This window comes from Paraburkholderia phenoliruptrix (assembly GCF_047325075.1).
GTDB classification, from domain to species: Bacteria; Pseudomonadota; Gammaproteobacteria; order Burkholderiales; family Burkholderiaceae; genus Paraburkholderia; species Paraburkholderia phenoliruptrix.
Genome location: NZ_CP168531.1, coordinates 2,325,458 through 2,350,286, shown reverse-complemented (window position 1 = coordinate 2,350,286; position 24,829 = coordinate 2,325,458). Strand labels below are relative to the sequence as shown.

Sequence of the window (24,829 nt, the reverse complement as noted above, 5' to 3'; positions counted from 1 at the left end):
CCGCCACGCGCGAACCCTTGTCGTCCTCATGCAGACGGGAACGGTAGCCCTACGAAGAGACCACGCAAGATGCGTGCCGCACCGCGGCGGAGCGGCGCGGCCGCCGGTGCGTTCCAGCACAATCAGATAAGATGTTTCCTTATCGGCAGTGCCTTTCCGGCCACACGCGCCCTGCTCGCTATCCGGGCGCCGCGCAGCCTGTCGTTTTCCCATTTACAGGAACCAGCATGGCAATTTCGAGCTACACCGATACCCGACTTCTCATCAACGGCGAGTGGTGCGATGCCGCGAGCGGCAAGACCATCGACGTTCTCAACCCCGCCACCGGCCAGGTCATCGGCAAGGTCGCACATGCCGGCATCGCCGACCTCGACCGCGCGCTCGCGGCGGCTCAACGCGGCTTCGAAGCATGGCGCAAGGTGCCCGCGCACGAGCGCGCGGCCGTGATGCGCAAGGCAGCGGCGCTCGTGCGCGAGCGCGCATCGGACATTGGCCGCCTGATGACGCAGGAACAGGGCAAACCGTTCGCCGAAGCGAAGATCGAAGTGCTGGCCGCCGCGGACATCATCGAATGGTTCGCCGACGAAGGCCGCCGCCTCTATGGCCGCGTGGTGCCCTCGCGCAATCTGGCGGCGCAGCAACTCGTGCTGAAGGAGCCGATCGGCCCGGTCGCCGCCTTCACGCCGTGGAACTTCCCGGTCAACCAGATCGTGCGCAAGCTGAGCGCCGCGCTCGCGAGCGGCTGCTCGTTCCTCGTGAAAGCGCCGGAGGAAACCCCGGCGTCGCCGGCAGGCCTTCTGCAGGCTTTCGTCGAAGCAGGTGTGCCGGCCGGCACGGTGGGCCTCGTGTTCGGCGACCCCGCCGAAATCTCGAGCTACCTGATTCCGCATCCGGTCATCCGCAAGGTCACGTTCACCGGCTCGACGCCGGTCGGCAAGCAACTGGCCGCGCTGGCCGGCGCGCACATGAAGCGCGCCACCATGGAGCTGGGCGGTCACGCGCCCGTCATCGTGGCTGAAGACGCGGACGTCGCGCTTGCCGTGAAGGCCGCGGGCGGCGCCAAGTTCCGCAACGCGGGCCAGGTGTGCATTTCGCCCACGCGTTTTCTCGTGCACAACAGCATTCGCGAGGAGTTCGCCGCGGCGCTCGTCAAACACGCCGAAAGCTTGAAGCTCGGCGACGGTCTCGCGGAAGGCACGACTCTCGGGCCGCTCGCGAACGCACGCCGTCTGACGGCCATGAGCAAGGTGCTCGACGACGCGCGCAAGACCGGTGCCAAGATCGAAACGGGCGGCGAGCGCGTCGGCTCGGAAGGCAACTTCTTCGCGCCGACGGTGCTCACGAACGTGTCGCTGGAAGCGGACGTGTTCAACAACGAGCCGTTCGGCCCGATCGCCGCGATCCGCGGTTTCGACAAGCTGGAAGAAGCGATTGCCGAGGCCAACCGGCTGCCGTTCGGTCTCGCCGGCTACGCGTTCACGAAGTCGTTCAGCAACGTGCATCTGCTGTCGCAGCAGCTCGAAGTCGGCATGCTGTGGATCAACCAGCCGGCCACGCCCACGCCGGAAATGCCGTTCGGCGGCGTGAAGGACTCGGGCTACGGTTCGGAAGGCGGACCGGAAGCGATGGAAGCGTATCTGGTCACGAAGGCCGTCACGGTGATGTCGTCGTAATACAGCAGGCGGTGGGCACTGCGTCGTCGCGAGCAGTGCCTGGCCGCACGAGCAACCCGGTGTGCTGTGAGTTCGTCGCCGACGAGTGAGCGCAGGCGAACGCCTTCACGAAACAAAGCCCAGACCGCAGTGAGGCGGTCCGGGCTTAACGGCGGCGCGAACGGCAGAGGTTACACGTGCACGTCGCCTTCCTTCAGCGGCGGCGCGGCCGGGCTTAGCAACTCCTCGCGCAGTGCATCGCGCGTCGAATGCCGGCGCACCCACACCGCGGTCAGCATCGGCACGAGAATCGCGGTCACGAGACAGGCCGTGGCGACCATCGCGGTCGCCGCCGGCACGAGCGGCTTGAAGCTCGGAATCATCTCGCCGATGATCGCCGGATTGGCCACCGCCGCGCCCGCCGTGGACGAAGCCGCCAACCCCGCCGCGCCATTACCGCCCGCAATCCAGCGATCCGCGAGAATCAGCGGAATGCCGGTCACGACGATCACCGCGAGCCCGAGCAACACGCCCGCCATGCCGCTCTTCGCGATCACGGCGAGGTCGATGCCGTTGCCGAGCGCGAAGCCGAAAAACGGAATCAGCGGATGCACGCAGCGGCCGAAAAACTCACGCAGGTCGCTGTCGATATTGCCGAGCGCAAAGCCGATCAGAAACGGCAGCACCGCGCCGACGAAAAGCCGCGGCTCGAAGAACGCCACACCCGCCGCGCCGAGAATGATCATGCTGACGAGCGGCCCCGACTCCACCGACATCAGCACGAACGCGCCGGCCTCCTCTTTTGTGCCGTACTGCTGCATCACCGCGGCGTAGAGACCGCCGTTGGTCATGTCCATCGACGTGGTGATCGCGAGCACCGAGAGGCCGGCGAAGAGCCCCGCCTTGATGCCGTCGACCGGAATGAAATGCGACGCCACGATGGTCGCGATCCACGCGACCACCATTTTGGTGACGAGCAGCGTGCCGGACTTGCGCAGCACTGTGCCGGTGGCACGCAAATCGATCGTCGCGCCCATGCAGAAGAACCACACCGCGAGAATCGGCACCGTGCCGGCAATCAGTCCGTTGGTGAACGAGCCGAAATACTTGCCCGCCCCCGGCGCGAACGTGTGAACGCAGGCGCCGAGCAGCAGCGGCACGAGCATCAGGCCGCCAGGAATGCGGTCGATGGTCTTCTTAAGCTTCATTGTCTCCTCCGTGGACTTGTGGTCCGGTGATCGGGTGACTGCACCTTGCGTAAGAACCGGTCTCGCGCCGGCTGCTCCCTTACGGCGCAATATAGCATCGCCTAAGGAACAGCGTTCCGGATTTTTACCTTGCTGCCGTCATCGTTTACCCGGCGTACCACGACCTGCCTTGGCCTGCGACTCATGCGTCGCAATTTTTTCTGGACCACTGTTCCGAAATAACGAATAACGCGCTACAGTCGAGCCCATACGTGCGCCGCCGCCGACGTGCGCCGCCGCCGACGTGCGGCGAGGCGGCCCACTCACCGGAGACCCGATCGTGGAAGCAACCCTGCAAGTGAGGCAAGCCATCAACAGCGAATACGCGAAGACGCTCGACACCGCCGGGCTGCGCAACGCGTTCCTGGTGGACCAGCTATTCGAGCGCGATGCGCTGCGCCTCACCTATAGCCACATCGACCGCATCATCGTGGGCGGCGTGTGGCCGGCCACGCGCGCCGTCGAGGTGCCCGACTCGCTCGGCAAAGCGATCGGCGTCAACTTCTGCTCGAGCGGCGGGAACTGGGCGCGATCAACATCGGCGGCGACGGCTGGGTGGACGTGGACGGCACGCGCTACACGGTCCGCAACGAAGAAGCGATCTACATCGGCCGCGGCGCGCAGGCGGTGGCCTTCGGCAGCGACGACGCCGCGCGGCCCGCGAAGTTCTACCTGAACTGCGCGCCCGCGCACGCGTCGCATCCCACGCGCACCATTTCGCTTGCGGAAGCCTCGCCGCAATCGCTTGGCGATGCCGCCACCGGCAACCGCCGCACCATCTACAAGTTCATCGTGCCGGAGGTGCTGCCCACCTGTCAGCTGTCGATGGGCATGACGAGGCTGGAACCGGGCAGTCTCTGGAACACCATGCCCTGCCATACGCACGAGCGGCGCATGGAGGTCTATTTCTATTTCAATATCGCCGACGACGCCGCGGTCTTTCACATGATGGGCGAGCCGAACGAGACGCGGCACATCGTCGTGCATAACGAACAGGCCGTGATCTCGCCGAGCTGGTCGATCCACTCGGGCGTCGGCACGCGCGCCTACACGTTCATCTGGGGCATGGTCGGCGAAAACCAGGTATTCGGCGACATGGACCACATCGCCGTGCAGGATTTGCGCTGAGCGGTACGCTCGCGCATCGGCTGGTCATGAGCACTCCACACACGACATGGGCTTTGACACTGTGAATCTCTCTGCCACGAACCGCGTTGCGTCCCATCCGTTCGATCTCAGCGGCAAGGTTGCCGTCGTCACCGGCAGCAACGCCGGGCTCGGCGCCGGCATGGCGGTCGCACTTGCCGAGGCGGGCTGTGACATCGTCGGCGTATCGCGTGCCGACGCCGGCGAGACGCCCGCGCGCGTCACCGCCGCCGGCCGCCGGTTCGCGGACGTGCGCGCCGATCTGGCTTCGATCGCGCCGGTCGACGACATCGTGCGGGCCGCCGTGGAAGCGTTCGGACGCGTCGACGTGCTGGTGAACAACGCGGGCATCATCCGCCGCGAGGACGCGCTCGACTTCAGCGAGGACGACTGGGACGCCGTCATGGACGTGAACCTGAAGAGCCTGTTCTTTCTCGCGCAGGCGGCCGCGCGGCAATTCGTGCGCCAGCAAAGCGGCGGCAAGATCATCAACATCGCGTCGATGCTGTCCTTCCAGGGCGGTATCCGCGTCGCGTCGTATACGGCGGCGAAAAGCGGCGTGCTCGGTCTCACGAGGCTCCTTGCAAACGAATGGGCGGCAGAGCGCATCAACGTGAACGCCATCGCGCCGGGTTATATGGCGACGGCGAACACCGCCGCCTTGCGCGAGGACGCGCAGCGCAACGACGAAATCCTGAGCCGCATTCCGGCCGGCCGCTGGGGCGCGCCCGCCGATCTCGCGGGGCCGGTGGTTTTTCTTGCGTCGTCGGCATCGGACTACGTGCATGGGCATACACTGGCGGTAGATGGCGGATGGCTCGCGCGCTGACCCGCCGCGAGACGCAAGACGCGATAGGTTCGCGGCGCCCGCAAGACGCGGTATGCTCGCGGCCGCCGCGAGAAGGCGGCACAGACTAGCGTTGAATCAGGAAATCACGGAAATGGCAGCAAGCGGCAGACAGCAGCGCAAGGACGACTCCCCGCTCCTCGCGCACGACGCGGACGGCGTCGAATCCGGCAGCGACAAAGGCGAATCCGCTTCGTCGATTGGCCGCGTGTTCGCGATTCTCGGCGCGATCGGCGAGCACCGGCAGATCGGCATCAGCGAACTGTCGCAACGGCTCGGCCTGTCGAAAACCACGGTGCATCGCGTGGTGCAGACGCTCAAGGCGCTCGGCTACGTCACGCAGGAAGTGGAGACCGAGCGCTACCGCCTCACCATCCGTCTCTTCGAACTCGGCGCAAAGGCGCTGGAAAGCGTAGATCTCGTGCGCGAAGCCGATGTGGAAATGCGCCGCATCGGCCAGTTGACGCGCGAGGCGGTGCACCTCGGTGCATTCGACGAAGACGCCATCATCTACATCCACAAGATCGATGCCGATTACGGACTGCGCATGCAGTCGCGCATTGGCCGGCGCAATCCGCTTCATAGCACGGCGATCGGCAAGGTGCTGCTCGCCTGGATGGATCCCGCCGACGCGCGCGAGGTGCTCTCGCACATCGAATTGCGCAAGTCGACGCAAAAGACGCTCGCCTCAGCCGAGGCGGTGCTGAGCATCCTGCCGCGCGTTCGCGAGCAAGGTTACGGCGAGGACAACGAGGAACAGGAAGAAGGCTTGCAGTGTCTCGCGGTGCCGGTGTTCGACCGTTTCGGCCGGGTGATCGCGGGTCTGTCGATTTCGTTTCCGACCATGCGTTGCGGCGCCGACACCAAGTCGCATTACGTCGCGCTGCTGCGCGAGTCGGGCCTCGCGATCTCCACGCGGCTCGGTTATCGCGAAGCGGCCGCGTCGCAGCCGGCGGCCGCCGAACCGGGTTGAGGGGGTAATCGTGCAGCACTCACGCGGCGCGTGAGGCAGCGCGGCAGCGCGGCTTCACGCCGCGTCAGACAGGAGCCAGGAGACAGGACGGCGGCAACCGCCATCCCATCACCGGCGGTCAAGGCAGCATACGCTGCAAGACGCCGTCCTTCAGCACGAGGCGATGAAAGAGCGCGCCCGCCACATGCAGACCGATCAGCACGAGCAGCACCCACGCGAGAATGCCGTGGATGTCGCCCATCGCGTGGCCGACGCTCGAACCCACAGGCGAAAGCGCCGGATAAGGCAGCACGCCGAATAGCTTGACCGTCCAGCCGCGCGACGACGCATTCGCCCAGCCGAGCACCGGCACGATGACGAGCGCGAGATACAGCAGCCCGTGCGTGATGTGCGAGACCGCGCTGAAGAACGGCGACACGGGTGCCGGCGCCGGGCGATGCGTGACTCGCCACACGATTCGCAGCACGACCACCGCAACCAATGCCGCGCCGACGCCGAGATGCCACGCGATCAGCCCATCCGGCACCGTACCCTTGTGAATATCCGGCATCGTCCAGCCGATCACGAACTGGGCGGCGATCAACAGGACCACCAGCCAGTGAAGCAATTTGGCGACGCCGTCATAGCCGGGCACATAACGGGGCGAATTCGTATCTAAGGATTGCATGTTGACTGGACCTATCGTCTCTCTCTTTGCGTCGTGGGAAGCGCGTGTCGCGCCAGCGGGGGAGTCAGTATGCTACCTGGCGAATATTAATAGAAGCTGAACGGCCGCCGCGGCAGGCGCCTCGTGCGCCGCGGTGTCGCACGAGAGCCCGCGTAGAACGCCAGTCTGCAACCGAATGTATCCGCATAGCATAGCCGCGGCGCCTTGCCGCGAGCGCCGCTTTTCAGCGTCCGCTGCGCTTAGCCGTTCTGCCGCCCTGGAAGCTGCAAGGCGCGCGCTCCGGGGCTTTTCGTCGCGCGTTCAAGGGCTTGCCTGCGGCGCGCGGAGCATGGCCGCCCGTTTCACCGTTCTCGCGCGCCCTCACCTGTCGGCAGCGCGCGCAAGCCGTCCGCGCGGTGCAATCGACACGTCCTGTTACACACGAACACAACGGTAATACCGCCTCTCAGTAGAGTTCGGATCAACAGGAAAGAGGAGCACTGTCATGAAACGAATTTTCGCATTGGTCATTCTGGCGGCAACGCTCGGTACGGCATTGAGCGGCTGCATCGTCGTGCCCGAAGGCGGCTATCACGACCATTACCGTTACCACGACCGTTACTGATCGCGACTCGCGCCGCACCGTCCACACTCAATCATAAAAACGCGGGAATCAATAACATGAACTCGTCACAAAGCCGCTTGCTGTCTATTGCGATCGTCGCCGGTCTCGGCATCGGGGCGTCGTCCGCCGCACTCGCTCACGTCGACGTCGGCGTGAACATCGGCGTTCCGGGTGTCGTCTATGCGCCCGAGCCGGTCTATGCCCCGCCTCCGCCCGTCTATGCGCCGCCGCCCCCGGTGGTCGTCGTGAGTCCGGGCTGGTACGGCGACCGCTACTACGACGGTCACCGGTACTGGGAACGCCGCGAATGGGAAGAGCGTCACCGCGAACGCGAGTGGCGCGACGCGCGCGGTCCGCACGGAGACTGGCGCGGCCGCGACGAGTGGCACGGCCATGGCGAGTGGCACGGTCACGGCGGCGATCATTGAGGCGCTCGATGCGCTGCTTATCCGCTGTTAATGCGCAGTTAATGCGCACTTGATGCGCTGCCGAGTCGGCGGTCGGCTCGGCTGTCGACTCTATCGACGCTATTGACGGCTCTAACAATGAGCTATTGACGCACTGCCGACGCTTTAGGCGCAGCGCCACGGGATGCGGAGCACGCCGCGCCGTGAGCGACTCCGCGTCGACACCTTGCAGGAGCGACACTTTGCTACGCACTGACCCACGACGCGTCACCGCGGAGATCGACGGCATGCTTGTCTGCGCGGAATACAGCGAGCAGACCGGCCAATTGTGCCTGCGCCAGGACGGTGCGCTCGTTCGCGAATGGTTTCCACCGCATTCGTGGATCGCCATTGCATCGGTGGCCGGCGCGCGGCACTGGGGCACGCGGCCGACCGACGACGACCTGCTCGCGCTGTTGCGCAACGAGATCACCTTGTTGCGCTCGCCGCAAGCGGATGCGATTCAGAAATAGAAAACAGGAATAAGAAATAAGAAAAGCACGCGGCGCATGATGCGTCGCGCGCTTTTTTATCGGCGCCTGCTTGCAGCCAGTGCTCAGCGCGCGTTGTAAACCGGCGGCGAGTAAGAGCTGAACGTGATGTCGCCGTCGCGGCCCGCTTGCCAGGTTCCATGGCTGTCCGAACCGTAGCCGCTATGCACTGCCTGCACGGCGTCCTGCTGAGCCGCCGCCTGGCTTTGCGGTACCTGCGCATCTTGCGGCGCGGCTTGTCCCACGTTCTGCGCCATCGAGGCGATCGGCGCCCCGAGCACCACGGCAACAGCAACAGCGCGAATAAGCGATTTCATTTCACCACCTCCGGTCATGTCTTTATCGGTGCCGCGAGCGGGATTCGTTCGTAGCGATGGAGGCAGTGTAGGTTCGTCGCAGCAGGCGATAAATCCGCTAATCCTGAATTCACTGTTGCTGTTGGCCCGACAATCGCTCGCGGCTAATCTTCCCGCACCGCCACGCCCACATAGTTCTCCGCCATCACCGTGGCGGCGGAGCGCGACGTCGTCACGTATTCCAGTTCGGCCACCTGGAGCTGCTGCTCGAACGGCGACGCGCCCTCGATGCGATGCATCATGCTCGTCATCCAGTACGAGAAATGTTCGGCGCGCCAGATGCGCTTGAGCGCCGTTTCGCTGTAGCGCTCGAGCAGGTCCGTGCGATTTTCGACGTAGAACGCGTTCAATGCCTTCGTGAGCAGACGTACGTCGGCGACGGCCAGGTTCATGCCTTTTGCGCCCGTCGGTGGCACGATATGCGCGGCATCGCCTGCAAGAAAGAGCCGGCCGTGCTGCATCGTCGCCGAGACGAAGCTGCGCATGCCGACAATGTTTCTCTGGAAGATCTTGCCGTCCACCACGTGCTGGCCATCGTGCGAATCGACGCGTGCGTGCAGTTCGGCCCAGATGCGATCGTCGGACCAGTTGTCGACGGAATCCTTCGGATCGCACTGGAAATACATGCGCTGCACGTTGGCCGAGCGCGTGCTGATCAACGCAAAGCCGCGGTCGTGGCGCGCGTAAATGAGTTCATCCGATGATGGCGGCCCTTCGCAGAGGATACCGAACCATCCGAACGGGTACACGCGTTCGTAGTCGCGGCGCAGCGCCTGCGGAATCGACGCGCGCGACACGCCTTGCGAGCCGTCGCAACCGATGACGAAGTCGCATTGCAGCTCGCACGCTTCGCCTTCGTGGCGATAGCGGATCGACGGCTTGTCGGTGTCGATATCATGCAGCGACGTGTCCGACACGCCGAAGCGCAATGCGCCACCGGCAGCCACGCGCGCCGCGACCAGATCCTTGATGACCTCGTGCTGAGCGTACACGGTGATCGAGTGGCCTGTGAGTCCGGTGAGGTCGATGCGCCGGCGCTTGCCTTCGAACGCCAGCTCGAAGCCGTGATGCAGCGCGCCCTCGGCCTTCATGCGCTCGCCGACGCCGGCCTGAGTCAGCAGATCCATCGTGCCCTGCTCCAGCACGCCGGCGCGAATCGTCGATTCGATCTGCTCGCGCGTGCGGGTTTCGAGCACGACCGACTCGATACCGCGCAAATGAAGAAGATGGGAAAGAAGCAGGCCCGCCGGCCCTGCACCGATAATGCCAACCTGGGTGCGCATGATGTGTCTCCTGTGTGCAAATTTGATTTGCAACAAGTTTGGCAATCGCAGGGGCTATCGCGCAACGCGATAGGGCGGATAGGCTGTATCCCGTTTTTAGATAATGCACAGGCCGTGCAAAGTGGCGGCAACGCCACCAGCACGGCGCAATGCCCTGCTGACGGCGTTTGCGCCGCGGCCACGGTGTATGTGTTCGGCGCGCGCATGCACGTGGCACTCAAGGTAAACCCCGAGCACACGCGCTGCGCTCAACAGCCTCAACCCAGGAACAGCCGATACACCGGATTCTCCGTCTCTTCCCAATACGGATAACCGAGCGTCGCGAGAAAGCGCTCAAACTCCGCGTTATCGGCTTCCGGCACCTGAATGCCGACGAGAATCGAGCTGTAATCCGCACCCTGGTTCCGGTAGTGAAAGAGGCTGATGTTCCAGTCGGGTGCCATCGACGACAGAAACTTCATCAGCGCGCCGGGCCGCTCCGGAAACTCGAAGCGAAAGAGGCGCTCGTCATGCGCGAGCGGCGAGCGCCCGCCCACCATATAGCGGATGTGCTGCTTGGAGAGTTCGTCGAAAGTCAGGTCGACGGTGGCAAAACCATGCGCCTCGAATGCGCCCGCGATCTGCGCGGACTCGCTGCGGTTGCGGATCTGCACGCCCACGAAAATATGCGCGGACTCGGCCTGCGCAATGCGGTAATTGAATTCGGTCACGCTGCGCGTGCCGACCAGTTCGCAGAAACGCTTGAAGCTGCCGCGCTCCTCGGGAATCGTCACCGCGAACACCGCTTCGCGCGCCTCGCCGACTTCGGCGCGCTCGGCGACAAAGCGCATGCGGTCGAAATTCATGTTCGCGCCCGAGGTGATCGCGATCAGCGTCTGGTTCTCGATGCCCTCGCGCTCCGCGTACTGCTTCGCGCCCGCGACCGCGAGCGAGCCCGCCGGTTCGAGCACGCTGCGCGTGTCCTGGAAGACGTCCTTGATCGCGGCGCACAGCGCGTCGGTGTTCACGAGCAGCACGTCGTCGAGATACTCGCGGCACAGGCGGAAGGTTTCCTCGCCGACGAGTTTCACCGCGGTGCCGTCGGAAAAGAGGCCCACTTCGTTGAGCGTGACGCGCTCGCCGGCCTTCAGCGACGCGGCCATCGCGCACGAATCGTCGGTCTGCACGCCGATCACCTTGATTTCGGGCCGCACCGATTTGACATAGGCCGCAACGCCCGCCGCGAGTCCGCCGCCGCCGATCGGCACGAAGATCGCGTGAATCGGGCCCTGATGCTGGCTGAGGATTTCCATCGCCACGGTGCCCTGGCCGGCGATCACATACGGATCATCGAACGGATGCACGAACGTGAGGCCGCGCTCTTCCTGGAGCTTGACCGCGTGGCCGTAGGCGTCGCTATACGATTCGCCAAACTGCACGACTTCGACCGTCGGACCGCCGTGCGCGCGCACCGCGTCGACCTTGACCTGCGGTGTCGTGACCGGCACCACGATGATCGCCTTCACGCCCATGCGTGCCGCCGACAGCGCCACGCCCTGCGCATGATTGCCCGCCGACGCGGTGATCACGCCGCGCGCGAGCGCCTCGGCCGGAATGTGCGCCATCTTGTTGTACGCGCCGCGTACCTTGAACGAGAACACCGGCTGGTTGTCCTCGCGCTTCAGATACACCGGATTGCGCAGACGCGCCGACAGATGCGGCGCGCGTTCCAGTTCGGTCTCGCGGGCCACGTCGTAGACGCGCGCGGTGAGGGTTTTTTTCAGGTAGTCGTGACGAAGCGCGACAGCGTCGACGGCTTCAGCAAGCGGTGCGGGTTCGCGTAACAGCAAGGCAGGCTCCTGTGCGGCAAGGACGTAACATCGAAAGTCGACCAGGAGGCGGAGCAAGCGGACATAAAAAACCCGCCTCGTGGGGCGGGTTATGTGTGACTGCAATCAGACGCGCGCTAACCCACCATTCGATGAATGATGCTAATAATCAGCGCAATACGGATGTCGAGGCAGTTCATGCATCCGATCATCGTTGACTTGTCACGATTTGTCAATGGCGCGTCAGGGGCGCTGCGGCCTGGGCTGCCGCCGCGGTTCCGGTCCCGGTCCCGGTTGGAGAGCCCGCGCACCGCGCGCAGCCGCGGCCGATTCGCCGCGCGCCCCAACTACGCGTTCGCGCAGGAACAGTTCGAACTGCGCCATCATCGCGTCACGCGCGCCGCGTGAAAAAAGCGCGTGATCGACCTTGCCGACTTTCTTCATTGAAACGTTCTTTCGTTTGCGCAGCCGGGTGCCGTCAGGACCGAAGTGAATGTCGAGTTCGTCGAGGCCCTCGTCGAGCGGGCCGTACAGCAGCGCCGTTTGCACGGCCTTGCGCTCCAGTTCGAACATGAGTCGACGGATCGCGCCGCCTGGCGTGCGCGCGCCGAGCCATGCTTCGAGCACGGCGCCCGCGCGCGCGGCGACGCGTGCCGAAAGACGGCGCGCAAGTTCGAGCGTGATCGCGCGCGCATTCGCCTGGCCGCTCAACAGACGCACCCACTTGCGCGGATTGCGCATGGCCCGCCGATACACTTCGCTCGACGCGACATACTGCGAGCCTGGCCGCACGCGCGCGCCGCCCCATGTGAAAAACGGCAGATTGATGCACACGCAACCAACGACGGCGGCGCGCGCAAGCGCCGCATGCAGGCTCACATAGGCGCCGCTGCACACGCCCGCCATCACGATCTTCGGATAACCGGCGGCCGTCAGCCAGTCGATGCCCGCGCAGGCGTCGTCGATCGCGTATGTCGAATAGACCGCGTCGAGTGTCAGCGCCGCGTCGCGGCGCACGCTGTCGCCAAGACCGCTCAGGTCCATGCGCAGCGACGCGACGCCCTGTGATGCGAGCCGCCGCGCCATCAGCACCGTGAAGCGGCCGTCGCCGATCCGGTGCACGCCGCCCGAGTTGACGAAGAGCACCGCCGGCGCCGCATGAAGTGCGCGCTGCGGCTCGCACAGCACGCCTGCGTAGCCGCCGAACATCACAGGCGTCTCGCGCCCGTCCGCGAAAACAAGGCTAGCGGATGCCGCGGGGTCGGCAACCTCCACGTGGGCGCCTTGGGCCACCGGCGCGACCGACGCGAGCCGCGCGGTCGGCGGCGCGGTGGGCGCCGTTCGCACCGTCGCGCCGAGCCAGCACAACACGTCGTCGAACGCGCGGCGCGGCGGCTCGCTGTCGCTCGGATTCAGCAAAAGCTTGCTGTACTCGCCGAAAAACTGCACCTGCACCTGGGCGCCGAGCGCTTCATAGCGGGCCGCGAGTCTGCGCAAGCGCGCGCTGTCGTTGATGTCGTGCAGCAGCACGCGGCGGGCAAGTCGCTCGCCGCCCGGTGCATCGCCGGATTCGGCGGGCCGTTCCAGATCGACGTTCGCGAGCAGCGCGAGCGTGTCCGGATAGAGCCTGAAGCCATGGGCGCCGACAGTACCGCGCGGCTCTTCCTCCAGCTCGAGTCCGAGCGCGCGTTGCGCACCGAGCCACGTGTGCTGCTGAAGCTCCAGTTCGCGGATGTAAGCCTTGCCCGAGATAACCGGCATCAACAATACCAGGTCGTCGACGCCGCCCAGTTCCTGCGCGGCAAGCGCGGCGAGCGTCGCGCCAAGACGCAGGCCGCACAAGGTGACGCGCGACGCGCCGCTCTCCTCGCGCAGCAGGGTCACCGCCGCCTTGATGCTGTCGAGCCACGCGCGCCAGCGCAACGGATCGTCCTCGTTGCCGCTCGAGTCGCCCGTGCCGGGATAGTCGAAGCGCAGTGCCGCAACCCCGCTCGCGGCCAGCGCGTCCGCGAGCTCGCGCGCACTGCGATAGGCGGACAGCGCCTCATAGCCGAACGGATTGCACAGCACCACGCAAGCGGCGGCGCGCAAGTCTTTCGGCTGGTGCAGCCAGCCGAAGCAGCCGTCGAACGTCACCGGTGTCATCGTGGCCATGATCGTCGTGGCGGGTCGCGCTCGCGCCGCCTCAGGGACGCGCCGCAAGCGACTCCTCCGGCACGAGCTGGGCAATCACGCCGGCGAGCGCGGCAATGCTCGCGAACATCGCGTGCGTGATCAGAGGGCCCGGAATGTGGATCGCGAAGCTCTCTTCCACGGCCATCATCACGCGCACGGTGCCGAGCGACGATAATCCGGCGGCGTACAGATCGTCGTCATCGCCGAGCGTCTCGACTGCGACGTCGAGGCAGGCTGTCTCATGAAGAATGCGGCGCACATGTTGTTTCATTCATTTTTCCCCGGATGTGTGGATGCTCGCGCGGCGCTCGAACGTCGCCGTCGCGCAGACTGTCTGCTTCTCAGATGAGCGCATTGCGGCTCACGCAATGGGCCGCCAGCGCCCTTCTGTCGATCTTGCCGTTCGCGTTGAGCGGCATCGCGTCGAGCGCGATCACGCGCTGCGGCACCGCGTAGGCCGGCAACCGCTGACGGCAGCCCGAGACGACATGCGCCGCGTCGACCGGCGTGCCGGTGAGGAACGCGATCAGTCCGTCGGCTCGCCCGGTTTCGTCGACGGGCCATGGAATCACCGCGCAAAACGCGGCGCGGCTGCAGGCCCGAATCACCTGCTCGACCTCCTCGATCTCGACCCGGTTGCCGCGAATCTTGATCTGCGTGTCGAGGCGCCCTTGAAACACGACGCCGTGGCCGGCGACTTCGCGCGCGGCGTCGCCGCTTCGATACCAGCGCGACGAGCGGTATCCGGCATAGGATCGTTCGACGAAGCGGCGATTATTCGGCTCGTCGGCGCGCAGGTAGCCCGCCGCCACTTGCGGCCCGCCGATCAGCAGTTCGCCGCTCTCGCCGCGCGCGACCGGTGAAAGCGCGGCATCGACGATAAGCAGTTCCATGCCGGGCACAGCTTGCCCGAGCGGCATCGTGGCCTCCGACGATTCCGCGAGAAACTGCGGCGTGACTTCGAACGCCGCGCATGCGATCGTCGTTTCGGTGGGACCGTAGACGTTGAAAATCCGGCCGTTCGGCGCGGCCCGCTGCCACGCCTCTACGACGAAACGCGGCAGCGCCTCGCCGCCGAAGCAGGTCACGCGCAGACCCGGAAATTCGTCGGGCTGGAGCTTGCGCAACTGCTGCATGAAAGCGGCCACCGAGGGCACGCTGCTCCAATGGGTGATCGCATGTTCGCGGATGAAGCCCGCGTTATAGATCGGCTCCACGGTTGCCGGCACATACAGGCAGGCGCCGTTGGCCCAGCACACGAACATGTCGTGCACCGAAGGATCGAAGGACAGCTCGCAAAACTGCGCGTGGCGCGCGTCGGGCTCGCGGCCGAGCAATTGCAGTTGCCCGGCCACGTACGCAGAGGCGTTCGCATGTGAGATCGGCACGCCTTTCGGCGCGCCGGTCGAACCGGATGTGAAAAGCACATAGGCGTGATCGTGCGGCGTGCGCGAAGCGGCGGGCCGCGCCGCATTCGACATGTCGGGCAGCCGCGGCCAATGATCCGCGCAGCGCGCTTGGCGCGCGTCGCACGTGCTGTGCGGCGCGTCCTCGTCGCCGATAAAAAAGACGGCCGGGCATTCGTCCAGCAGCAACAGCACTTCCTCGAGCCGGGCCGAGCAGCGCCGGTCGACCAGCAGCACCGGAGCCTTCGACTGCTCGATGGTCGCGGCAATGCGCGCCGCGGGCACCGTCGGATTGAGCGGCACGTACGCGAGCCCGGCCCTCATGATGCCGAGCAAGCCGGCATACGCGGCCACGCTGCGGTGCGCGAACAGCAGACAGCGGCGCGCGCCGTCGCGAGGCATCACGCAGTTCAGCCCCGCCGCGATGCGCCCGGCACGCGCAGCGAGATCCCCGTAGCAGTACAGTTGTTCGTCGACCCACAGCGCGCGCCGCTCGGGCTCGCGCGCGGCAGTGTCGAAGAAAAGGAAATCCAGCATTCACGGCCTCGCGTGGCGCATGCACGGACACGCCGCGCACGGCGCTCACCGTGCGATGGCCACTGCCCGTCATGTCGAAAGCACACCGCCGCACAGCGAGACTGCACGACGGCGTGCTGCGTTATCGCAGCAGAATGTCACAACCAGAATGGACGGAACGGCGCCTTGCAGCTTGACTGACCGGGAGGTTACACGGCCGGTCGAATCTGAAGGATTTGAAAGGATCATAAAAGCCGGCAGCGCCGCTATATGTGCGATAGCGCTCGCAAAGCGCGATCGGGCCCGCAAGGCCCGTTGACGCGCGCAGGCGCCGCGTTCGGTGCCGGGTGAATGGCGCGGGTGTCGTTCTGCGTAGATCAGGTTTGAAGCGCTGGATTGAACTCACGCGGCAACGTGCGGATTGCGCGACGCTGCGCGGCGGGTGAGCGAGTCGCGAGCCTGGCTAGCCGTCACGCAAACGGCGGACGAGGCGCCGTTTGAATCAGTCGTGCACGCCGCTCTGTTTTTTGAACGCGCTGAGAATGCGCCGTTCGAGCGCGTTGTAATCGCCGCCGAAGTGATGATCGCCGGAAGTGCGGATGACCTCGATGCCGGTCTTCGTCAGCGCCGGACACAAGGTGTCTTCTTCGTTTTCGCCGTAGATGCATTGCACGATGTGAGGCGGCACGCGCGCGAGCTCTGGGCGCACCTTCAACGCCTTGTCGCTCGCGGGCATGCCGAGCCAGCCGCCGACGCGGATCTGGAAATCGGCATCCGGCGCAAAGCCGAGCAACGAAATCAGCGACACTTTCGCGCGCAACGCCTCCGGCAAGCGGTTATACGCGAACGGCATCACGTCCGCGCCGAACGAATAGCCGATCAGCGCGATGTGCTCGGCGTGCCAGCGCGCGCTGTAGGTCTGCATCACGCGCGCGAGGTCGCGGCTGGTTTGCGCGGGCGGCTTCTCGCTCCAGAAGTAACGCAGGCTGTCCCAGCCGATCACGGATACGCCGTCTTTCTGCAGCGCCTGCGCGATGGTCTTGTCGAGGTCGCGCCAGCCGCCGTCGCCGGAAATGACAATCGCCATCAGGCCGTTCGGATGCGCCGCGGGCAGCTCGATGAGCGGCAGATCGGAGAGGTCGTCGTCGTGCGTCGAGACGGTCTGCAGATGCGGCGTGATCAATGCGACGAGACGCGCGCGGTCGGCGCTGTCCGTCGTCGCCTTCTCGACGAAGCCCGGAATCTTGTCGCGAATGATCGTCGCATCGGGCGGGCATGGCTGAAAGCGCGGATCGAGCGTGCGCTCCGCATCCACGACGACAGCGCCGGCAATCGTGTTCGACGGCGCCTGTTCGAGCACCTGCATGGCGAGCGTCGCGCCCTGCCCCGTGCCTGCGACGATCGGCGCGAAGTAATGGCTCGACTGCGACTGCCGCTCGAGCTGATGGCTCAGCGCTTCGGCGTCGCCCACGAGTTGATGGCAGGCCTCTTTCTTCTGCCCGGCAGCGGCGCCGACGTTGCTCGCAAGATTCGCCGCATACCGCGCGGTATCCACGCCGACGGTCAATGCACCGGCCTTCGCGAGCTCGTCCGCGCTGTGTTGATCGGCTGCACTCCAGCCGCTCGCCTGCGAATAAAGCACGACGAAGCCGCGCAGCGGACCCACCGGCTGCGTCACCGTGACGTTGCCGTAACGGCCGCCTGGAATGGTGATAGAGGAAGCGGTGGCCGCCGCGTGGGCGAGCGTGCTGCAAGTCACGAGGCTCGCCGCGACGGCGAGCCCCAAAAACGAACGCAAAGTCATGAACGCCGGCCTCCTGCCAGCAATGACAGGTCCGCGAGCGTGAACACCACACCCACCGAACCCGACGCCGCGAGATAGCGCGGCTCCCAATGCGGCTGGAACTTGCTCTTGAAAGCGCGCAGTCCGCGGAAGTTGTAAAAGCGGCCGCCGAAGCGCCACACGATGCCGGCAACCCGGTGCCAGTGCGACGCGAGGGGCGTCGGCTGCATGCCGGAGAGCGGCGCAATGCCGAGACTGAGCGAGCGGAAACCCGCCTGCTTCAGATGCAGGGCCAGTTGCGTGAACAGATATTCCATGGCGTACGGCGACGCGCTTTCCACGTGACGCATCACGCCGACTGTGGCTTCGGTGTTCAGGTCGGTCGTCATGAAAGTGACAAATGCGACCGGCTCGCCATGCTGGCGCACCAGCATGACGGACTGCGCGGCGAGGTATTCGTCGGTGAAAGCCGCGACGGAGAAGCTCTTTTCGCGCGCGTCGCGGCTATTCAGCCAGCCGTTGGAAATGCCGCGCAGCGTTTCGAGCGACGCCGGCACGTCCGCCTGATCGATCACTTCGACGGTGAAGCCGTCGCGCTCGCCGCGCTTGAGCGCATAGCGCAGATGCGCGCGATGCGAGCCCTTGAGGTCGAAATCGTCGAGCACGACGTGCGCTTCCTCGCCGAGCTTCATGAGCGACAGACCCGCGTCGAGATACAGCGGCAACGCGTTCGCGCGCACCTGATAGAAAGCGGCGCGGCCGCCGTGCGCATGGGCGAGCGCAACGAACTTGCTGATGAGACCCGCCCACTCCTCGCGCGGACCGACCGGATCGTGCAGCGCGGCCCACGTGCGGCCGTACTTCGCGTACATCAGGAACGCCTCGCGCGACTCGGAAAACAGAAAGCTCTTGTCGCCCATCAAGGCGAGCCCTGCGTCGCTGCGCTCCTGCGCGCGCACGATGCGCGCCGCGTCCTGCAGATCTTCCGGCGCGGGCTTCACGAAATGGCCCGGCGCGGGCCGCAGCAACTGCCAGAAGGAGAACGTCGCCGCAAAAAGGCTGGCGGCCAGCGTTGCGCGCAGCGCGCGCGGCGCGCGTTCGTCGAAGGCGAATTGCCACCAGAGATCGCGCGTATAAGGCACATCGCGGAACGCGAACAGCATCACCCACGTGGCGAGCATCAGCACCATCGCCACCGAGACGAGCCAGCCGGCCGTGAACCGTTCGGCAAACAGCGACGAATGGCGATTGAAGCGCCGGCGCGTCGCGAGCAACAGCACGATCAGCATGCACAGCACGCCCGCTTCGACGAATGCAAGCCCCTTGGTCAGCGACAACGCGAGGCTCAGCACCGCCAGCAGCAAGGTCATCCACCACGCTGCATCCAGACGCCGCAGCAAACCGCGCGCGACGAACAACAGCAGCACGCCAAGCACGCTGCACAGCATTTGCGAGCTTTCGAGCACCCACAGCGGCAACACGTCGCGAAGAATATGGAGGCGCTGCCAGAACGCGGGCGTGGCGCTGGAAATCACCAGCATGCTGCCGACCACGAACGTGACGAGGCTCAGGAAGAGCGGCGCGAGTTTCGATGCGCCCGCCGCCTGCCGCAACGGCAGCCGGCCTTTCAGCGCGCGGCCTTCGAAGCCGGCCAGCAATGCCGCGGAGACGACAAGCGGCGCGCCGAAATAGATCGCGCGATATGCGAGCAGCGCAGCCACCATCTGCTGGGTGGCGACGCTGCCGTTCAGCGTGAATACCATGGCCGCCTCGAACACGCCGACGCCGCCGGGCGTATGGCCGATCATGCCGAGCAGCATGGCGGCGGCATAGACGGTGATGAACGTGACGAAGCTCACGTCCGCATGCGGCAGCAACGCCCACAGTGCGAGGCCGGCGGCGACCACGTCCACGACCGCGAGGCCGACCTGCTCGAGCAGGTCGCGGCGTGCGGGAATGTCGAAGGAAAGCCACGGCCAGCGCGTGCGGACCGCGCGCGTCTCGACGCGGCAGGCGGCCGCCAGCACAACCAGCGCGGCGAGCAGCAACGCGCCCACGCAGCGCACGGTGGTGGACGACAGATGCAGCAGGGGCGCAAGCAGGCCGGCCACGCACACCATGCCGAGCGCCGTCATCAGGACGAGCGCGAGCGAGAGCGAGACGCTCGTGAAGACTGTCATGCGGCCGATCTGCGCGGGCGTGATGCTCGCCGCGCCGTAGACGCGGGCGCGCACCGCGCCGCCCGTCAACGCGCCGAATCCGGTGGCGTTGCCGAGCGCCGAACCGGCGGTCGCGCCGATCCACAGCGCCGCCCGCGGCACGCTTGCGCCCAGGTAGCGCAGGCCCACGGCATCGCGTCCGACGAGCGCCAGATAACTCAGCGCGGTGGCGCCGAGCGCGGCCGTCCATTCGCGGGCCGTCAGGCGGCGCAGCTCGTGCATCACCGAGCGGTAATCGACCGCCTGCGAGAGATGCTGAAGCACGACCAGCAGCAGCCCGCAGATGCCGAGCGCGAGCACGGGCGAAAGCAATCCCCTGATGCCGGGCGCCTTCGATGCCTGGACGAACATCGCGCCTAGCCGGTCGAATTTGTTCTTATATCGATGGAACATGGTCAATGCGGGCCTTGCGTGGAGCTGTCAGCTGTCGCGGCGGCGGGCCGTCTGCCGCCAGGCCGCCTTCGGTGATTACAACTGGATAACGGCATGCCGATCAAAAGGTTGACAGTGCGGGGCATTGCGGCGGGGTTTAACCTGGGCCGACGGCCCATATAAGCAGCGCCCTTACGGCACAACCCGGCACAACCCGGCACAACCCGTCGCCTGCCGGCCGGCCTCGAAACTCAGGGGGGTGAAGTTTAAACGCTAATCATGCGCGGCGAACGAACATTTCGGCATGAGCTCATGCGTGTCCGGAGGAGCCGGCGATTTCGCGAGGTGCCAACGGTTGCCGCTCAAGCTTTTCGCCGCCGCTGCCGTAATCGCAAGCAATAGCCTCGGGAGATGCGATCCGTTGATCGCAAGAAGGAGGCACTTGACGGGAGAAACGATGATGGCGGAACAGGACTGGATGATGGCCGGTTTGTATCTGGTCGGCCTCGTGTCGACGGCGCTGGCGATGAGCGCGCTTTCGGCGCGAGCCGCGAAAATGCGGCAAACGCTCGCCCGGGCGGCCCGTCGCTCGGGCGAATGAGCTTGCGCGATGAGCGTGGACGGCCCGGCACGGCGAGTTGCACCCGGAGCCCCGCGCCACGGGCGGGATTACAAAACACAAGCGGCGCTGAATGCGCCGCTTGTTGCTTTCATATTGACTGCTGTCAGATTCGACTCGCCTCTTCTTACACCTGCCTTGCGCAGGGGACGGCTGGCTGCGTGCGCGCCGGCCCGCAACGGGACCGTGCGCCGCGCCTCGCGCTTACTGCGGACGGCGGTGCGCTTCTGCAATCACAGCGCAGTTTTGCAGATGCAGGTTCAGCGCGTGGAGTGCCAGCGCGCGCAGCTTGGCAAGCCAGTTGCCCTTAGCGGCGACAGTGTTACGGGCGGATGCGGCGTTCGTTGCGGTGTTCATGGTCGGGCTCCTGTATAGGGTTTATACCTAGGGAATAACCCGATTATAGTCTTCTTATTGCGCAACGCAACAAAAAACAAACCTGTGGCGTGAGAAACACACCGGCGCGGCCGCTTCCCTTCGAGACGGCGCTCAAAAGCGTGGCATGCACGGCCCAGTATTAACAAACCGCACCGTACAGGTGCAATAATGCCCCCTTGTCTGTCGCCTTGCCTCTTGCGTCCTTCTTCCCTTACCGGCGACAGACCGCCTCCGCCCCGCTCCATGACCGTCGCCGAGAAAACCCTGATTGCGCCTTTGATCGTCGCATGCGCGATGTTCATGGAAAGCGTCGACGCCAACGTCATCGTCACCGCGTTGCCGGCCATGGCGCGCGACTTCGGGCGTGATCCCGTGACGCTGAAAATCGCCGTCACGAGCTACGTGCTCGGGCTCGGCGTCTTTATCCCCGTCTGCGGCTGGCTAGCCGATCGCTTCGGCGCGCGCACCGTCTTTCGCACGGCGATCGGCATCTTCGTGGCCGGCTCGCTGTTGTGCGCGGCGTCCAATTCCCTCGCCACCTTTACGCTCGCCCGCTTCGTGCAAGGCGTCGGCGGCGCGATGATGGTGCCGGTCGGCCGGATCATCATCTTCCGGGTCGTGCACAAAGCCGATTTCATCCGCGCGATGAACTATCTGAGCGTGCCCGCCATGCTCGGCCCGGCGGCCGGGCCGCTGCTCGGCGGCTTTATCACGACCTACCTGCACTGGCGCCTGATCTTCTTCATCAACGTGCCGATCGGCATCCTCGGCATCTACCTGACGAACCGGCACATCGCGAACACGCGCGAACCGGATCCCGGGCCGCTCGACTGGATCGGTTTTTTTCTGTCCGCGGCGGGCGCGGTGCTGTTTCTGCTCGGCTTGTCGCTCGTCGGCGGGGAACTGATTGCCAATCGCGACGCGTTCGGCATGTGCGGCATCGGCGCCGTCCTGCTCCTGCTTTATGTCGCGTATGCGCAGCGCGCGCGGCTGCCGCTGCTCGATCTGCGATTTTTCAAGGTGCCGACCTTTCAGGCGAGCGTGCTCGGCGGTTCGCTGTTTCGCATCGGCTTGGGCGCCCTGCCGTTCCTGTTGCCGCTGATGCTGCAGGAAGGGCACGGCATGAGCGCGTTCCAATCCGGGCTGATTACCTGCGCGTCGGCATTCGGCGGCATGTTCATGCGCGCGGTCGCGTCGCGCGCGCTGCATCGCTATGGCTTTCGCTCGGTGCTGGTCGTCAACGCGGCCCTGTCGGGCATTTCGATCGCCGCATGCGGGCTCTTTTTCCCCGGCACGCCGACGTGGATTATCTGGGTGGTCGTGCTGCTCGGCGGCTTTTTCCCCGCGCTGCAATTCACGAGTCTGAATTCGCTGACCTATGCGGAAATCGAGAGCCGCGACGTGGGCCGCGCGACGAGCCTCGGCAGCGTCGTACAGCAGATGTCGCTCGGTCTCGGCGTCACCGTCGGCGGCATCGTCCTGCAAGTGTCGCGTTTGCTGAACGGCCATGAAGCCATCATGTGGTCGGATTTCTGGCCGGCGTTCCTTGTCGTGGGGCTGTGCTCGTTCGCGTCGATCCCGGTCACGCTGCGGCTGCCGCCCGGCGCCGGCGAGGAAATCTCGCGCGGGGGCCGCGGCTGACGCCGACCGTCGCCTGCCCGCGCCTGTGAGGCTGCGCAATAGTCACGGCTCCTTGCGGATCACGCTCACCTCGCCGTTACGCTCGAGAATCGCCGCCGCCACCTTGTCGAGCGAACGCGAGCCGAGCTTCTGCCGCACGCTTTCACGCACGTCGTTCGAGGTCATCAGCGCGGCGCGCAGTTCGTTTTCGTTGAAGGCGCCGTTGCTGTACACCTCGCGCTCGACGCCGCCCACGAGCCGCTCCACCGCGTGCCAGCGCATGCAGACCCACGCGAGCAGGCGGTGACACACGACAATGACGAGCGATGCCAGCACGGTCGCGACGAACGGCGACGCGCCCACGATCGCGCGGCTCAACGTGGCGCCGAGGAGAATCACCACCACCGAATCGAACGGCGAGCGTTGCCCGAACGAGCGCCGGCCGGAAACCCTGATCAACACAAGCGCGGCGAGAAAAATGACCAGCGCGCGCACGCTCATCTGCAGCGGGTCGAGATCTCGCCCTTGCCCGAATAGCAGATAGATCGCGTCCATCATTGTTGTGTCCTCCTTTGCAGCGCGTTGCCCTCATGGTTTTTTGTGCGGCGAGGACGGCGCTCATCGGGCGGCTCGCGGTGGTTGCGCCGGCCCTTGCCGCCCCTTGCTGCCATCGCGCGGGCGGCGTGTGCTCTGTGCGCCGCCTGGATAACGGCCTCGCGACTTTCTGTCGCCATCCGCCGATGCCATCAAGAAGCAAACGATGTGCCGGTAACAAACCGGCAAAGCCGTCGCGCGCTATTTGCCCAAAGCCGCACGCACCTTCGACACGTCGCGCGATGTCACGGGTGCAGCCGCGTTGCCCCATGTATTGCGGACGAACGTGAGCACCTGGGCCATTTCGTTGTTGGTGAGCCGGTTGGCGAAAGACGGCATCTTGTGCGGCTCGGGGCCGCCCTGCGTGCGCGGACTCTCGCCGCCCTCCACGAGGAGCCGCACAAGCGACGCGCTCGACGCCCCGAGCACGGCGGGATTGCCCGCAAGACGCGGATACTTTTGCCGCTCGCCCGCGCCGTCCATCCGATGACAGCGCGCGCAATAGGTCGCGTAGATGCCGGCGCCCGGCCGTTCGACGTCGCCGGTCCTGAGCGCCCGCACGGTCTGCCGTGCGGCGCGCGAGTCCGCGTCGAAATGGCCGTTCGGCGCGCGCGGCGGCAAGCTTTTCAGATAACCGGCGATGGCCGCGCGGTCCGCATCGCTCAGATACTGCGTGCTGTCTTCGACGACCTGCACCATGCTGCCGAAGGTCACCAGCCCGCCGCCGTGACCGGCCTTGAGGAAGGCGGCGATGTCGTCGGCGGACAATCGGCCGAGGCCCGAGCCCGGATCGGCGGTGAGATTGGGGGCGAACCAGTGGTCGTTCGTGCCGCCCGTCAGATAGGTCGAACTGGAGTGGCTGTAGCCGCGCTCGTTGAAAGCCGGGCCACGGGGCGTGTGGCACGCGCCGCAATGCCCGAGCGCTTGCACGAGGTAGGCGCCGCGGTTCCATTGGGCGTCGTGGGCAGGATCCGGTCTGTACTGGCCGCTCGGCGCGAACGCCCAGTCCCAGAAAAGGAGCGCCCAACGCTGGTTGAACGGAAACGGCAGGCGCGTCGTGGGCGCGGGGGTCGACACGGGCTGCACGCCGTGCATGAAGTACGCGTAGAGCGCGTGCATGTCGTCGTCGGTGATCTTCGAGAACGACGGATACGGCATGGCCGGATAGAGCCGCTTGCCGCCCGGCGCGACGCCCTCGCGCAGCGCCCGCGCGAAGTCGTCGTAGCTGTAGCGGCCAATACCCGCGCCCGGGTCCGGCGTGATGTTCGACGAATAGATGGTGCCGAACGGCGAGCCCATGCCGAGGCCGCCCGCGAACGGCGCCGCCGGCATAGGCTTGGCTCCCGGGCGCGTGACGCGCGGCGGGGCTGTGTGGCAGCCCGCGCAGTCCGCGGCTTTCGCGAGGTAAGCACCGCGGGCAATCTCGGCGCTCATCGCGTCCGTGCCGGCGCCGTCTGTGGTCGAGCTGCTCGCGGCGCTGGCTGCGGCGCCTTCGGCACGGCTTGCGGCAGCGTGCAACGTGAGGCCGGCCAGCATCAGCGTAACGATTGTCGCGCGGACCGGCTTCGCGGCGGCCCGGATAAACCGGCCGTCGCGCACGAAGGGGAACTCACGCAGGCCGTGCATC

20 protein-coding genes and 1 pseudogene are annotated in these 24,829 nt (G+C 65.8%); 8 read left to right on the top strand and 13 right to left on the bottom strand.

What is annotated here, in order from left to right; translation table 11 throughout:
- Positions 1-227: 227 nt before the first annotated feature.
- On the top strand, positions 228-1,673 hold the full coding sequence (locus ACEN8U_RS22600; protein ID WP_310110279.1) for an NAD-dependent succinate-semialdehyde dehydrogenase: 1,446 nt from the start codon (positions 228-230) through the stop codon (positions 1,671-1,673).
- Between the two features lie 170 nt (positions 1,674-1,843).
- Here the strand turns inward: ACEN8U_RS22600 and kdgT are convergent, their stop codons facing one another.
- On the bottom strand, positions 1,844-2,860 hold the full coding sequence (gene kdgT, locus ACEN8U_RS22595) for a 2-keto-3-deoxygluconate transporter (RefSeq protein WP_310110276.1): 1,017 nt from the start codon (positions 2,858-2,860) through the stop codon (positions 1,844-1,846).
- Between the two features lie 331 nt (positions 2,861-3,191).
- Between kdgT and kduI the strand changes: the two are divergent.
- The 3 genes and pseudogenes from kduI to kdgR all read left to right on the top strand — a co-directional run bounded on the left by kduI (position 3,192) and on the right by kdgR (position 5,865).
- A pseudogene (kduI, locus tag ACEN8U_RS22590) lies at positions 3,192-4,027 on the top strand (5-dehydro-4-deoxy-D-glucuronate isomerase).
- 46 nt (positions 4,028-4,073) lie between these two features.
- Positions 4,074-4,874, top strand: a complete 801-nt coding sequence (gene kduD, locus ACEN8U_RS22585; protein WP_310110274.1) for a 2-dehydro-3-deoxy-D-gluconate 5-dehydrogenase KduD — start codon at positions 4,074-4,076, stop codon at positions 4,872-4,874.
- A 112-nt stretch (positions 4,875-4,986) separates the two neighbouring features.
- Complete coding sequence (gene kdgR / locus ACEN8U_RS22580; RefSeq protein ID WP_310110272.1) at positions 4,987-5,865, top strand: DNA-binding transcriptional regulator KdgR; 879 nt, start codon at positions 4,987-4,989, stop codon at positions 5,863-5,865.
- Between the two features lie 118 nt (positions 5,866-5,983).
- Here the strand turns inward: kdgR and ACEN8U_RS22575 are convergent, their stop codons facing one another.
- Positions 5,984-6,532 carry a cytochrome b gene (locus tag ACEN8U_RS22575; protein WP_310110270.1) on the bottom strand — a complete coding sequence of 183 codons (549 nt, stop codon included), beginning with the start codon at positions 6,530-6,532 and terminating at the stop codon, positions 5,984-5,986.
- 660 nt (positions 6,533-7,192) lie between these two features.
- On the opposite strand from ACEN8U_RS22575, the gene ACEN8U_RS22570 reads away from it, so the two are divergent.
- Both ACEN8U_RS22570 and ACEN8U_RS22565 read left to right on the top strand, forming a co-directional pair.
- Positions 7,193-7,564, top strand: a complete 372-nt coding sequence (locus ACEN8U_RS22570) for a hypothetical protein (protein ID WP_309583116.1) — start codon at positions 7,193-7,195, stop codon at positions 7,562-7,564.
- Between the two features lie 221 nt (positions 7,565-7,785).
- A complete protein-coding gene (locus ACEN8U_RS22565; RefSeq protein ID WP_015002497.1) occupies positions 7,786-8,055 on the top strand; it encodes a hypothetical protein in 270 nt (89 codons plus the stop codon).
- An 83-nt stretch (positions 8,056-8,138) separates the two neighbouring features.
- Here ACEN8U_RS22565 and ACEN8U_RS22560 read toward each other — a convergent pair whose 3' ends face one another.
- From ACEN8U_RS22560 to mprF, 8 genes are all read right to left on the bottom strand, one after another.
- The gene (locus ACEN8U_RS22560; RefSeq protein ID WP_310110267.1) at positions 8,139-8,390 is read right to left on the bottom strand and encodes a hypothetical protein; all 252 of its coding nucleotides are present in this window, start codon (positions 8,388-8,390) and stop codon (positions 8,139-8,141) included.
- Positions 8,391-8,533: 143 nt separating this feature from the next.
- Positions 8,534-9,712, bottom strand: coding sequence for a 4-hydroxybenzoate 3-monooxygenase (locus ACEN8U_RS22555; RefSeq protein ID WP_310110265.1), 1,179 nt, complete (start codon positions 9,710-9,712; stop codon positions 8,534-8,536).
- Positions 9,713-9,969: 257 nt separating this feature from the next.
- On the bottom strand, positions 9,970-11,541 hold the full coding sequence (gene ilvA / locus ACEN8U_RS22550; protein WP_310110263.1) for a threonine ammonia-lyase, biosynthetic: 1,572 nt from the start codon (positions 11,539-11,541) through the stop codon (positions 9,970-9,972).
- Between the two features lie 222 nt (positions 11,542-11,763).
- Positions 11,764-13,674 carry an alpha/beta fold hydrolase gene (locus ACEN8U_RS22545; protein ID WP_310110261.1) on the bottom strand — a complete coding sequence of 637 codons (1,911 nt, stop codon included), beginning with the start codon at positions 13,672-13,674 and terminating at the stop codon, positions 11,764-11,766.
- A 31-nt stretch (positions 13,675-13,705) separates the two neighbouring features.
- Positions 13,706-13,966: an acyl carrier protein gene (locus tag ACEN8U_RS22540; RefSeq protein WP_013588212.1), complete on the bottom strand. Its 261-nt coding sequence runs from the start codon at positions 13,964-13,966 to the stop codon at positions 13,706-13,708.
- Between the two features lie 70 nt (positions 13,967-14,036).
- Positions 14,037-15,638 (bottom strand): amino acid adenylation domain-containing protein, encoded by a 1,602-nt coding sequence (locus ACEN8U_RS22535; RefSeq protein WP_310110259.1) that lies wholly within the window; start codon positions 15,636-15,638, stop codon positions 14,037-14,039.
- Between the two features lie 481 nt (positions 15,639-16,119).
- Positions 16,120-17,421 (bottom strand): virulence factor family protein, encoded by a 1,302-nt coding sequence (locus ACEN8U_RS22530; RefSeq protein WP_310110258.1) that lies wholly within the window; start codon positions 17,419-17,421, stop codon positions 16,120-16,122.
- Complete coding sequence (gene mprF / locus ACEN8U_RS22525; protein WP_310110405.1) at positions 17,418-19,970, bottom strand: bifunctional lysylphosphatidylglycerol flippase/synthetase MprF; 2,553 nt, start codon at positions 19,968-19,970, stop codon at positions 17,418-17,420. Before mprF ends, ACEN8U_RS22530 begins: the two co-directional genes overlap by 4 nt.
- Before the next feature lie 463 nt (positions 19,971-20,433).
- On the opposite strand from mprF, the gene ACEN8U_RS22520 reads away from it, so the two are divergent.
- Complete coding sequence (locus tag ACEN8U_RS22520; protein ID WP_310110413.1) at positions 20,434-20,592, top strand: hypothetical protein; 159 nt, start codon at positions 20,434-20,436, stop codon at positions 20,590-20,592.
- Positions 20,593-20,814: 222 nt separating this feature from the next.
- On the opposite strand, the gene ACEN8U_RS22515 is transcribed toward ACEN8U_RS22520, so the two are convergent.
- Positions 20,815-20,967, bottom strand: a complete 153-nt coding sequence (locus tag ACEN8U_RS22515) for a hypothetical protein (protein WP_013588207.1) — start codon at positions 20,965-20,967, stop codon at positions 20,815-20,817.
- Between the two features lie 264 nt (positions 20,968-21,231).
- Here ACEN8U_RS22515 and ACEN8U_RS22510 point away from each other — a divergent pair, with 264 nt between their 5' ends.
- Positions 21,232-22,629, top strand: coding sequence for an MFS transporter (locus ACEN8U_RS22510; RefSeq protein WP_310110256.1), 1,398 nt, complete (start codon positions 21,232-21,234; stop codon positions 22,627-22,629).
- A 42-nt stretch (positions 22,630-22,671) separates the two neighbouring features.
- Here the strand turns inward: ACEN8U_RS22510 and ACEN8U_RS22505 are convergent, their stop codons facing one another.
- Together ACEN8U_RS22505 and ACEN8U_RS22500 are read right to left on the bottom strand one after the other, a co-directional pair.
- Complete coding sequence (locus ACEN8U_RS22505) at positions 22,672-23,166, bottom strand: DUF421 domain-containing protein (protein WP_310110254.1); 495 nt, start codon at positions 23,164-23,166, stop codon at positions 22,672-22,674.
- Between the two features lie 237 nt (positions 23,167-23,403).
- Positions 23,404-24,828, bottom strand: a complete 1,425-nt coding sequence (locus ACEN8U_RS22500) for a cytochrome c (RefSeq protein WP_310110252.1) — start codon at positions 24,826-24,828, stop codon at positions 23,404-23,406.
- Position 24,829: the final 1 nt, after the last annotated feature.